At 68.4% G+C, this 12102-nt stretch carries 11 protein-coding genes; 7 read left to right on the forward strand and 4 right to left on the reverse strand.

Annotated features, from left to right (window positions below; all coding sequences use genetic code 11):
* Position 1: 1 nt before the first annotated feature.
* The 6 genes from AUL33_RS03300 to AUL33_RS03325 all read left to right on the forward strand — a co-directional run bounded on the left by AUL33_RS03300 (position 2) and on the right by AUL33_RS03325 (position 6879).
* Complete coding sequence (locus AUL33_RS03300) at positions 2–1477, forward strand: mannitol dehydrogenase family protein (protein ID WP_062203622.1); 1476 nt, start codon at positions 2–4, stop codon at positions 1475–1477.
* A gap of 640 nt (positions 1478–2117) precedes the next feature.
* Entirely contained in the window at positions 2118–3008 is an 891-nt protein-coding gene (locus AUL33_RS03305) for a dihydrodipicolinate synthase family protein (RefSeq protein WP_062203624.1), read from the forward strand.
* A 25-nt stretch (positions 3009–3033) separates the two neighbouring features.
* Positions 3034–3720 (forward strand): GntR family transcriptional regulator, encoded by a 687-nt coding sequence (locus tag AUL33_RS03310; protein ID WP_062203647.1) that lies wholly within the window; start codon positions 3034–3036, stop codon positions 3718–3720.
* 69 nt (positions 3721–3789) lie between these two features.
* Positions 3790–5127, forward strand: coding sequence for an ABC transporter substrate-binding protein (locus AUL33_RS03315; protein ID WP_062203626.1), 1338 nt, complete (start codon positions 3790–3792; stop codon positions 5125–5127).
* Complete coding sequence (locus AUL33_RS03320) at positions 5127–6047, forward strand: carbohydrate ABC transporter permease (protein ID WP_062203628.1); 921 nt, start codon at positions 5127–5129, stop codon at positions 6045–6047. The genes AUL33_RS03315 and AUL33_RS03320 overlap by 1 nt, the downstream gene beginning before the upstream one ends.
* Positions 6048–6078: 31 nt before the next feature.
* Positions 6079–6879: a carbohydrate ABC transporter permease gene (locus tag AUL33_RS03325; protein WP_374754401.1), complete on the forward strand. Its 801-nt coding sequence runs from the start codon at positions 6079–6081 to the stop codon at positions 6877–6879.
* A 16-nt stretch (positions 6880–6895) separates the two neighbouring features.
* Here the strand turns inward: AUL33_RS03325 and eutC are convergent, their stop codons facing one another.
* The 3 genes from eutC to AUL33_RS03340 all read right to left on the reverse strand — a co-directional run bounded on the left by eutC (position 6896) and on the right by AUL33_RS03340 (position 10227).
* Positions 6896–7678 carry an ethanolamine ammonia-lyase subunit EutC gene (eutC, locus tag AUL33_RS03330; RefSeq protein ID WP_062203632.1) on the reverse strand — a complete coding sequence of 261 codons (783 nt, stop codon included), beginning with the start codon at positions 7676–7678 and terminating at the stop codon, positions 6896–6898.
* Positions 7675–9087 (reverse strand): ethanolamine ammonia-lyase subunit EutB, encoded by a 1413-nt coding sequence (locus tag AUL33_RS03335; protein ID WP_062203634.1) that lies wholly within the window; start codon positions 9085–9087, stop codon positions 7675–7677. Before AUL33_RS03335 ends, eutC begins: the two co-directional genes overlap by 4 nt.
* Before the next feature lie 102 nt (positions 9088–9189).
* Positions 9190–10227, reverse strand: a complete 1038-nt coding sequence (locus tag AUL33_RS03340) for an NADP-dependent oxidoreductase (RefSeq protein ID WP_062203636.1) — start codon at positions 10225–10227, stop codon at positions 9190–9192.
* 194 nt (positions 10228–10421) lie between these two features.
* Here AUL33_RS03340 and AUL33_RS03345 point away from each other — a divergent pair, with 194 nt between their 5' ends.
* On the forward strand, positions 10422–11123 hold the full coding sequence (locus tag AUL33_RS03345; RefSeq protein WP_062203637.1) for a spermidine synthase: 702 nt from the start codon (positions 10422–10424) through the stop codon (positions 11121–11123).
* Here AUL33_RS03345 and AUL33_RS03350 read toward each other — a convergent pair.
* Positions 11113–12018: an NAD(P)-dependent oxidoreductase gene (locus AUL33_RS03350; RefSeq protein ID WP_062203649.1), complete on the reverse strand. Its 906-nt coding sequence runs from the start codon at positions 12016–12018 to the stop codon at positions 11113–11115. The genes AUL33_RS03345 and AUL33_RS03350 overlap by 11 nt on opposite strands.
* Between the last annotated feature and the right edge of the window lie 84 nt (positions 12019–12102).

Consider the following 12102-nt stretch of genomic DNA (forward strand, 5'->3'; position numbering starts at 1 on the left):
CATGACCCGCCTCAGCAACCAGACGATCGACACCTTGCCGAAGGGCGTCGAGACACCCGCCTACCGCCGCGCCGACCTCAAGCCCGGCATCGTCCATCTTGGCCTCGGCGCCTTCCACCGTGCTCATCAGGCCGTCTACACCGAACGGGCGCTCGCTGCCGGGGACCTGCGCTGGGGCACGGTCGGCGTCTCGCTCCGCTCGCCCGACACGCGCGATGCACTGGCCCCGCAGGACGGGCTCTACACCGTGGCGGTGCGCGACGGGGCCGGCGACCGGTTCCAGGTGATCGGCGGCATCATCGGCCAGCTCGTGGCGCCCGAAGATCCCGCCGCCGTGCTGGCGGCGCTGGCCCATCCCGATGCGCGCATCGTCTCGCTGACGGTGACGGAAAAGGGCTACTGCCACCGGCCGGCGACGGGCGAACTGGACGAGGCGCATCCCGACATCGTCCACGACCTTGCCCATCCCAATGCGCCCCGCTCGGCGCCGGGCTTTCTCGTCGAGGCCATTCGCCTGCGCCGTGACGCCGGCCTGCCGCCGCTGACGGTGCTTTCGTGCGACAATCTTCCCTCGAACGGCCACACCGTCGCGAAGGTCGTGCGGCAGCTGGCAACCCTGCGCGATCCCGCCCTCGGCGCCTTCGTCGAGGCCGAGATCGCCTTCCCCTCGACGATGATCGACCGCATCGTACCGGCCACCACGGACGTCGACCGCGAGACCGTGGCTGCCGCGCTTGGGCTCGACGACGCCTGGCCGGTCATGACCGAGCCCTTCTCCCAATGGGTGGTGGAGGACCACTTCCCGAGCGGGCGGCCGGACTGGGCGGCGGCGGGCGTCACCTTCACCCACGAGGTCGGCGCCTTCGAGACGATGAAGCTGCGGCTTCTCAACGGCAGCCATTCGACGCTCGCCTATCTCGGCTATCTCGCCGGCCACGAGACTGTGTCGGAGACGATGGCGGCCGAGGGGTTCGACGCGCTCGTGCGGGGCCTGATGGAGGACGAGGTCTCGCCCACCCTGCCCGACCTCGCCGGCTTCGATCTGCCGGCCTATCGTGACGATCTGCGCGCCCGTTTCCGCAATCCGGCGCTGCGTCATCGCACCTGGCAGATCGCGATGGACGGCTCGCAGAAGGTGCCGCAGCGGCTGCTCGGCACGATCCGAGACCGGTTGGCCAGCGGGGCCGGCTTCGACCGTCTGGCGCTCGGCCTTGCCGGCTGGATGATCTATGCCGCTGGGCGCGACGAGCGCGGCGTCGAGATCGACGTACGCGACCCCCTCGCCGCGCGCCTGCGCGAAGCCGCCGGTGGCGCTGCGACCCCGGACGAGCTGGTCGCCGCCTATATGGGCTTCGGCGAAGTCTTCGGCACCGATCTGCCGACGTCGGCCGTTTTCCGCGACACGGTGGCCCGTCAGGTCGCGGCACTGCGCGAGAACGGCGCGGCTCGAACGGTGGCGGGCTTCGGCCCGCGGTAGGTATGCGGCGGGAGGCATGCGGCTTCGACGTTCTTGCGAGTAGCGGCATCGCACCGGACGAGGATCGTGTTGGCCTCCAACACTTCTTGACCCTCAGATCTCCGGCGCCCGCCGTCGCCCCATAGGCGCCCCCCATCAGCATCGTCATCCCGGACTTGATCCGGGATCCATGCCGAGGCGTGCGTCATACACGCTTAAGTGTGTCGTCATAGCCTGCCGGTCCAACAATAGACACGACGTGGCATGGATCCCGGATCAGGTCTGGGATGACGAACCGGGATGGGTTGAGGGTTGGGCCCGCCAACTTGAACAGAAGGACGCACTTGACCGGCGGACAGGTTGGCGTCGGTCTGAACTTGCTCCGGGCCTGAACCGGCCATCGATCATGGTTGATGGTCCGACATTGTCGGTCCATCTGTCTCGAGAGTCAGACGGTCAGAACCGTTCACCCCTTTTGGATGGCCTGTCCACCCGCCGTCATAGGAAACGTATCCGACGCCGCACCCCCCTCCAACCCCAGCCAACCGAACGACACCCACGCTGCAACGCAGCACAACCACCGCGGGCTCACATCGCGAAACACATTGACAGCCCACTGACATGTCAGTCACATGTTGGCAACGTTTCAAAGGATCCCGCGATGTCCGCCCAGCCCTTCGGCCTCTCCGCCGCCCTCACCGTCGCCTTCGCCGAAGACGGGTCGATCGATACGGCGCGGATGATCCGTCACGCGTCTTGGTGCCTCGACAACGGCTGCGCCAGCGTGACGCTGTTCGGCACCACCGGCGAGGGGTCGTCGATCTCCCGCACCGAGCGCACCGCCGTCCTGAAGGCGTTTCTCGATGGCGGCATTCCCGGCGATCGCATCGTGGGCGGCGTCATGGCCAATGCGGCGGCGGACGCGGCCGAGCAGTCGGCCGAGATCCTCGACGCCGGCGGGCGCGGCGTGCTGCTGGCGCCGCCCTCCTACTTCAAGGGCGTCTCCGAGGACGGCGTCTTCGGCTGGTTCTCCGACGTGCTGACGCAGCTGGGATCGAAGGCCCGCGGCATCATTCTCTACAACATCCCGTCCGTGACGGCGGTGGAGCTGTCGGTGGCGCTGATCGGCCGTCTTCGCCGCGCCTTCCCTGCCGCGATTTCGGGCGTCAAGGATTCGTCGGGCAACTGGCCCTACACGCAGGCGCTGCTCGCCGAGCACAAGGACCTGTCGATCCTCATCGGCGACGAGCGCTCGCTCGCGGCCGGCGTCCGGCTCGGCGCCGAGGGTGCGATCTCGGGCATGGCCAACATCTGCCCCGAGCGGCTCGTACCGATGATCCGCGACGGGCGCGACGATCACGGCCTCACCGATCTCGTCGCCGAGGTGCTGAAGAACCCGGTCACGCCGGCGGTGAAGGCGCTGCTCGCCCACCGGCTCGGCGATCCCGCCTGGGCCCGCGTGCGCGCCCCGCTCCTGCCGACCCCGGCGGCGCCGGCCGCGCAGCTCGGCGCGGCGCTTGGCTCGCTGAACGCCACGGCCGCCGCGGCCTGAGAGCGACTTGAACGCCGGCCACCTCATCGCCGAGCTCACCGAACCGGCCCCGCTCCCGCGCGAGGCCGACACCGGCAAGCTGCGCGAGCGCGCCTATGCCAGCTTCATCGAGCGGCTTCTGGCGCGCGAGTTCCTGCCCGGCCAGTTCGTCTCGCAGCGCCAGCTCGTCGCCGTCACCGGCCTGCCGCTCGGCGCCATCCGCGAGATCATCCCGCGGCTCGAGTCGGAGGGGCTGCTGACCGCGATCCCCCAGCGCGGCATCCAGATCGCGCATGTCGACGTCAACCTGATCCGCGAGGCCTTCCAGTTCCGCCTCTTCATCGAGAAGGAAGCCGTCGCGCTGTTCACGACGAGCGCCAGCGACGCGACGCTGGCGCGGCTGCGGGCGCAGCACGAGGCGATCTTGGAGCGGGCGCTGTCGCGCGACCTTACGAAGGACGAAGAGGACGAGGCGCAGGCCGTCGACTGGAACCTCCACGACAGCTTCATCCGCGCGCTGAAGAACGAGATTATCGCCACCGCCTACAAGGTGAACTCGGTGAAGACGCGGCTCATCAACCAGGACCGCTTCCGCATCGACGGGCGCGTGGTGCCGGTGATGCGCGAGCATCTCGCCGTCGTCGCCGCCATCGAGACCCGCGATCCCGCCCGCGCCGTCGCGGCGATCGCCGACCACATCAACAATGCGAGGGCATTGGCCCTGACCGTGTAGGGTCGATGTGCGAGACCAATCATCGAAGGGCCGACAAGAGCCCGCGAGCCATTCGGGAGGAGATCCACCATGACGAACCATCATCTCACCACCACACGCCGCCGGTTCCTGGCGGGCGCCGCCGCCATCGGTGCATTGGGCCTTGCCGGCGTTCGCCCCGGCTTCGCGCAGGCCGCGGTGGACTGGAAGAAGCACGCCGGCACGACGCTCGAGGTCAACCTGATCAAGAGCCCGCGCGGCGACCTCCTGAAGAAGTACCAGTCGGAATTCGAGGAGCTGACCGGCATCAAGGTCAATTCCGAGGCGACGCCCGAGCAGCAGCAGCGCCAGAAGGCGGTGATCGAGCTGACATCCGGGCGCCCGAGCTTCGATGTCGTCCACATCAGCTTCCACGTGCAGAAGCGCCAGTTCGAGAAGGGCAAGTGGCTCGCCGACCTGACGCCCTTCATGGCGGACGCGACGCTGACCGACGCTGCGCTCGTCGAGAGCGACTTCGCGCCGGCCGGCATGGCCTATGCCAAGGACACGGCCGGCGCGATCCGGGCGCTGCCGTTCTCGGTGGACTACTGGATCGTCTACTGGAACAAGGAGCTCTTCGCCGCCAAGGGCCTCGCCTATCCCGAGACCTACGACGCCATGATCGCGGCCGCCAAGACCTTGCAGGACAAGGACGCGGGCACCTCGGGCTTTGTCGCTCGCGGCATGAAGAACGCCAACACGCCGGTCTGGACCTCCCTGATGCTCGGCTTCGGGCAGAAGGCGGTCGGCGACGACGGCGCGCTGATGACCGACAACGACAAGGCGGTCGAAGCGGCGAAGATCTACCAGCAGCTGATGACGGAAACGGCGCCGCGCGGCGTCACCGGCTTCAACTGGTCGGAGTGCCAGTCGGCCTTCCTGCAGGGCAAGGTCGGCATGTGGCTCGACGGCATCGGCTTCGCCGCGCCGCTGGAGAACCCCGAGCTGTCGCGCGTCGTCGGCAAGGTCGGCTACGGCGTCATGCCCGCCGGCCCCTCGACCCGGGCCGCGCCGACCTTCGGCGACGGGCTCGGCGTCACCGAGGCGTCCGAGAAGAAGGAAGCGGCCTATCTCTACTGCCAGTGGGCGATCTCGAAGGAGATGGGCGCCCGCCTGTTCCAGACCGGCGCCGGCGTTCCCTTCCGCAATTCGATCGTCAACGATGCCGAAGTGCTCAAGGGCGTGAAGATGCCGGGGGACTGGGCGACGGCGGTCTCGGAGTCGGCCAAGATCAGCCAGATCTCGCTCCCCGTTATCATCCCCGTCACGGAGTTCCGCGACGTATTCGGCGTGGCGCTGACCGACCTCCTCGGCGGCGGCGACCCGGCTGCGGCGCTGACCAAGGCGACCGAGCAGTTCAAGCCGATCCTCGCGCGCTCGGAAGCCTGATGAGCGCCATCGCCCAGACCGAAACGGGAGCGGCGGCGCGAGCCGCCGTTCCCTCCCGAACGTTCGGCCCGTCCTACTGGCCCTTCGTCGTGCCCGCCCTCGTGGTGGTGGTCGGCGTCATCGTGTTTCCGTGGGCCTATACGCTCTGGATGAGCGCCAATGCCTGGCAGGTCGGCAGCGCGCCGGTCTTTGTCGGTTTCGAGAACTACCTGCGCCTCGCCTCGGACGCCCAGTTCTGGGAGTCGATGATCCACACGCTGCTCTACACGGCGCTGTCGGTGATCGCGCCGCTGATCCTCGGCACGTTCGCGGCGATCCTCTTCGATTCCAAGCTGCCGATGCGCGGCGTGCTGCGCGCCATCTTCGTGATGCCGATGATGGCGACGCCGGTGGCGATCGCGCTGGTCTGGACGATGATGTTCAACCCGCAGCTCGGCGTTCTCAACTATCTCCTGTCGCTTGTCGGCCTGCCCGAGCAATCCTGGATCTACGACCAGTCGACGGTGATCCCGTCGCTCGTCCTCGTCGAGACCTGGCAGTGGACGCCGCTGATCATGCTCATCGTGCTCGGCGGTCTCGCCTCGCTGCCGCGCGAGCCCTATGAAGGCGCCGAGATCGACGGCGCCAACGCCTGGCAGCAGTTCCGCTACATCACGCTGCCGCTCATCGCGCCCTTCATGATGGTGGCCGTCATCATCCGCTCGATCGACGCGCTGAAAAGCTTCGACATCATCTTCGCGATGACGCAGGGCGGCCCCGGCACGGCCTCGCAGACGATCAACATCTACCTCTACAACGTCGCCTTCGCCTATTACGACATCGGCTACGGCTCGGCGATCGCGGTGGTCTTCTTCGTGCTGATCATCATCCTGTCGCTCGTGCTGCTGCATCTACGCCAGCGCGCCAAATGGAACGACTGAGGAGATGCGCGCCGTGAACCTCCGCCGCATCATGGGCCGGATCGGCATGGGCTTCGTCGGGCTCGTGCTCGTCTCGCCGGCCGTCTTCTTCTTCCTCTGGATGCTGTCGCTTTCGCTGAAATACGAGATCGACAACGGCGCCTATCCGCCGATCTTCATCCCCGAGCGCTTCGCCTGGACGAACTACACGAAGATCTTCGCGGAAAACGACTTCCTCCTCTACTTTTGGAACTCGATTCTCGTCACCGGCACGGCGACGCTCTTCGCACTCGCGGTCGGCGTGCCCGCCGGCTACGGCATCGCCCGGCTGAAGGCCAACAAGGCGGCGATGGTGATCATGATCGCGCGGATGACGCCGGGCCTCTCCTACCTCATCCCGCTCTTTCTCCTGTTCCAGACGCTCGGCCTTCTCGGCACGCTCTGGCCGCAGATCATCATCCATCTCGTCGTCACCGTGCCGATCGTGATCTGGGTGATGATCGGCTATTTCGAGACGACGCCGATCGAGCTGGAGGAGGCTGCCGTCATCGACGGCGCGACGAGCTGGCAGGTCTTCTACAAGGTGGCGCTGCCGATCGCGCGACCTGGCATCGTGGTGTCGCTGATCCTGTCGGTGATCTTCTCGTGGAACAACTTCGTCTTCGGAATCGTGCTCGCCAGCCGCGAGACGCGGACCCTGCCGGTCGCCGTCTACAACATGCTCTCCTTCGAGCAGGTGAGTTGGGGCCCGCTCGCCGCCGCCGCCATCGTCGTGACGCTGCCGGTGCTCGTGCTCACCCTCTTCGCGCAGCGCCAGATCGTGGCGGGACTGACGGCGGGCGCGGTGAAATGACGATGCGGCGTCGCCCTCAGCCGAGGCGCGGCGCCTCGGGCTCGGCTGTCACCGCCGAACCTTCGTCTTCCTTCAGCTCGACACCGGTCAGCCCGCGCTTCAGCGCCTCGCGCACGAGCCAGGCCAGCTTGCCGGCGGCCTGCTCGTAAGTCAGCCCGCCGAGCCCGTGGACGTTCGAGATGCAGTTGCGCTCGGAATCGCGCCGGCCACGTCGCGGCTCGTAGGTGAGATAGACGCCGAGGCTTTCGGCAACGCTGAGGCCCGGCCGCTCGCCGATCAACACCGCGACGAGACGCGCGCCGAGCATTTCGCCGACATCGTCGCCAAGCGCCACGCGCGCCTGCGTCGCCACCACGACGGGCGCCACCGCGAGATCGCCGAAGCGTCGGATGCTCGCCTGGAGCAACGGCGCGGCATGGTGCTCGACGGCGGTGGCCGAAAGCCCGTCGGCGATCACGAAGGCGATGTCGAAGCAGGTCCCAACCTCTGCCAACGCTGGACGGGACTCCGGCGCGAGCCGGCGCCCGAGGTCGGGGCGTCGGAGATAGGTGGCGCGATCGCCCGCCTCGCTCGCCAGCCGGATCACCCGGTGCGGCGCCAGAGCAGCCTCCAGCGCCTCGACGTCGAGCGGCGCATGCACGGCGTCGCGCGCCTTGGCGTGAGCGGCCTGGAACTCCAGAACCGAGCGCAGCGGCATCGCATCGCCCTGCCGCCCCAGCCCGATGCGGGCGGTGGTGGCGAGGCGCAGCGCGCTCCACGGGTCGCTGGCGAGGGTGACGGGGGCCTTGGGCTCGCTCATGCCGCAGCGCCCGTCACGCGCGGGATGCGGTCGAGCATCCGGGAGACGCGGGGGTCGCGCAATTCGAGTTCGCGCATCCGCCCCTCTCCCGAGACCATGCCCATCTTCTCCAGCCACGCCTCGAACTCGGGCGCCGCCTTCACGCCCATCACCGAGCGCAGGTACAGCATGTCGTGGAAGGAGAGCGACTGGTAGTTCAGCATGATGTCGTCGGCGCCGGGCACGGCGATGAGGAACGTGCAGCCGGCCGCCGTCAGCAGCGTCATCAGCCCGTCCATGTCGTCCTGGTCGGCCTCGGCATGGTTGGTGTAGCAGACGTCGCAGCCCATCGGCAGGCCGAGCAGCTTGCCGCAGAAATGATCCTCCAGCCCGGCGCGCACGATCTGCTTGCCGTCGTAGAGATATTCCGGGCCGATGAAGCCGACTACGGTGTTGACGAGCAGCGGATCGAAGGCGCGGCAGACGGCGTAGGCGCGGGTTTCCATCGTCTGCTGGTCGACGCCGTGATGGGCCTCGGCCGAGAGCGCAGCGCCTTGGCCCGTCTCGAAATACATGACGTTCTGGCCGACCGTGCCGCGCTTCAGGCTCTGCCCGGCCTCGTGCGCCTCGCGCAGCACGTTGAGATCGACGCCGAAGGAGCGGTTGGCGGCCTCGCTGCCGGCGACCGACTGGAACACCAGATCCACCGGCGCGCCGCGCTCGATGATCTCGATGCAGTTGGTGACATGCGTGAGGACGCAGGTCTGCACGGGAATCTCGTATTGCTGGCGCAGCCCGTCGAGCATCTCCATCAGCGCCACCGCGTTCGGCACGTTGTCGCTGGCCGGGTTGATGCCGATCACCGCGTCGCCCACGCCGTAGAGCAGGCCGTCGAGCACCGAGACGGCGATGCCGCGAGGGTCGTCGGTGGGGTGGTTCGGCTGGAGGCGCGATCCCAGGCGGCCGGGTAGGCCCAGCGTCGTGCGGAAGGCGGTGACGACGCGCACCTTGCGGGCCACCGCAATGAGATCTTGGTTGCGCATCAGCTTCGAGACGGCGGCCGCCATCTCCGGCATGAGCCCCTTGGCGACGCGCGCGAGCGCGGCCGCATCCGCCTCGTGCGACAGGAGCCAGTCGCGAAAGGCGCCGACCGTGAGATGGGAGATCTCCGCGAAGGCCACGGCGTCATGCGTGTCGACGATCAGCCGCGACACCTCGTCGGCCTCGTAGGGCACGAGGAGATCCCCAAGGAAGACGCTCAGCGGCAGGTCCGCCAGCGCGATCCGCGCCGCGATCCGCTCGGCGTCGCTGCCCGCGGCAAGGCCCGCGAGCTCGTCGCCCGAGCGACGGGGCGAGGCCGCCGCAAGAAGGGTCTTGAGGTCGGCGAAGACATGGCGCTCGCCGCCGAGATTCGCGTGATAGGCCGCCATCCCGCCTCCTGATTGTGCCGCGATTCACCGCAATTTTTCTCGTAGCATAATCCTTCGGCAGTCGGCCACAACGGTTCCGCCGACGGCCCATCGATCGGGCCGTCAGTCGTCGGCGACCTCAACCACCAGCTTGCCGAAGTTGCGGCCTTGCAGCAGGCCGATGAAGGCGTCCGGGGCCTTCTCCAGCCCGTCCACCACATCCTCGCGAGGTTGGATGCGCCCCTCGGCGATCCAGCCGCCCATGCGCTGCTGAAACGCCTCGTAGCGACCGTCGCCATAGTGATCGCTGATGATGAAGCCGTGCACGAGCAGGCGCTTGCGCAGGATCGCGCCCATCAGGCCGGGCAGGCGGTCGGGCCCTTCCGGCGGCGCGATGTCGTTGTAGCCGGCGATGAGCCCGCAGACGGGAATGCGGGCATGGACGTTGAGCAGCGGCAGCACGGCTGCAAAGACGGCGCCGCCGACGCTCTCGAAATAGACGTCGATCCCGTCCGGGCAGGCGGCCTTCAGCTGCTCGCCAAAGTCGGGCGCGCGGTGGTCGATGCACGCATCGAAGCCGAGCGTTTCCAACGCATAGCGACATTTCTCCGGCCCGCCGGCAATGCCGACCGTGCGGCAGCCCTCGATCTTGGCGATCTGCCCGACCACCGCCCCCACCGCGCCGGTGGCCGCGCCGACCACCACGGTCTCGCCGGCCTTGGGAGCGCCGATGTCGAGAAGGCCGGTATAGGCTGTAAAGCCGGGCATGCCGAGAACGCCGAGCGCATGAGACGGCCTCGCCAGATCCGCCGGCAGCTTGCGGAGCGTCGCACCGGGCAGCACCGCGAAATCCTGCCAGCCGCCGCCGGCGAGCACGAGATCGCCCTCCGTGTAATCCTTGTGGCGCGAGGCGACGACGCGCCCGATCGTTCCGCCCTCCATCGGCGCGCCGATCGCCACCGGCGAGGCATAGGACGGTGCGTCGCTCATCCGGCCCCGCATGTAGGGATCGAGCGACAGGAAGAGCGTGCGCACCAGCACCTCGCCCTCGCCGGGCTCGGGCCGTGCTGCCTCTTCGAGGCGAAAGTTCTCGGGCGTCGGCGCGCCCGAGGGGCGCGAGGCCAGGACGATTCGGCGGTTTGTGGTCGAGGTCTGCGACATCGGTGGGTCTCCATGCGTTCGCAGACCCGCCTCCGGTCGAACCGGTGCGCGGCCCTGCAACAGGGGTTTAAGGATAGACGGGAAGGACGCGGCGGCGAGGCCCCTGCCCGAGATCACCCAATGCTGGCCATCCCGATTGGCCATCGTCGCCCGCTTCTGGCAAAGCTCGCGCTTCCCAACGCCGGACCCTGCCGATGATTCCCTGGATCCATCTCGACACCGCGACGATCCCCGGCGACGGGGGAACCCTGAAGCTGATGCGGCGGGGCGCGGAGTTCTCGATCATGCTCGGGTCGAACGAGCTGATGAACAGCCGGCTCAGCGGCTCCGAGGAGGCGCTGGCGACCCTCTCCATCGGGCGCCTCGCCGGCCGTCAAAGTCCCCGTCTTCTCGTCGGCGGCCTCGGCATGGGTTTCACGCTGCGCGCCGCGCTGGCGCACCTGCCGACAAAGGGGTCGCTCACCGTGGCCGAACTCGTGCCGGCGGTCGTCGCCTGGGCTCGCGGGCCGATGGCGGAGTTTCACGGGACGAGCCTCGACGACCCCCGCGTGACGATCGACGAGCGCGACGTCGCCGCCGTCATCGCGGAGGCCAAAGGCCGGTTCGATGCCATCCTCCTCGACGTCGACAACGGCCCGGAGGGGCTGACGGCCCAAGCGAACGACCGGCTCTACGATTATGCCGGCCTGGAAGCCGCGCGCCGGGCGCTGACGCCCGGCGGCATCCTCGCCGTCTGGTCCTCGGGCCCGAATCGGGGCTTCACCGGGCGCCTGAAGCGCTCCGGCTTCACGGTCGAGGAGGTCACCGTGCGCGCCAACGGCAAGCGCGGCGGGGCGCGGCACGTGATCTGGTTGGCCGAGACGCCCGCCGTCGGCTCAGCGTTGCCTACCGCTTGATACCGTTGAGTTCGGCGACCACGTCGGTGAGCATCGGCACGAAGTCGTCGCCCCGCCCGATCGCCTCGGCGGTGGCGTAGCTGTTCTTCACCGCCGAGCCGACATGGCTGGCGATGCCGGCGGCATTGGCCATGGAGACGAGGTAGCGCGTGTCCTTGTGGGCGTTGCGCAGGGTAAACTTGTGCGCGTCGCGGTCGCCCTCGACGACGTATTTCATGAAGGTCTGGTAGAACCCGCAGTCCATCCGGCCGCCGGTGATCACGCCGTGAAACGTTTCCGCGGATACCCCGGCCTTCGCGCCGACCGCCAGCGCCTCGGCATAGAGCGCGCCGTAGCCGAGCGAGAGGAAGTTGTTGAGCAGCTTCATCGTGTGGCCCGAGCCCGGCCCGCCGGTGCGCACGATCTTGCCCGACCAGGTTTCTATGAGGGAGCGGACGCGGTCGAACGCGGCGTCTTGCGCGCCGACCATCGAGTCCAGCGTACCCTCCCAGGCCTCCTTCGGCGTGCGCCCGAGCGGCGCATCGACCAGCGTGACACCCCGCTCGGCCGCGAGATCGAAAAGCTTGCGGGTGGAGACGGGATCGGAGGTCGAGGCGTCGATGATGGTCAGGCCGGTCTTCGGCGCAGCCAGCAGACCGTCCGGCCCGGCGATCACAGCCTCGACCTGATCGGAGCCGGGCAGGCAAAGCACGACGACGTCGCAGATCTCGCCGAGCCGGCGCGGCGAGGTCGCCTCGCGCGCGCCGCGCCCGATCAGATCCTCGATCGCCTCGCGCCGGCGATTGGCGATGGCGTGAAGCTCGTAGCCGGCCTCGACGATATTCTTCGCCATGCCGTGGCCCATGTAGCCGAGCCCGATGAAGCCGACGATGGGTCTTGCCCCGTCCGTTGTCATGCACATCCTCCCACCGGGCGTTCGTCGCCCGTTGCCGCTTTATAGCAGCCGGGCGCGAGCGCGACAGGCGGGCGGGCGGGCGGG

The sequence above is a fragment of the Aureimonas sp. AU12 genome, assembly GCF_001463705.1.
GTDB lineage: Bacteria > Pseudomonadota > Alphaproteobacteria > Rhizobiales > Rhizobiaceae > Aureimonas.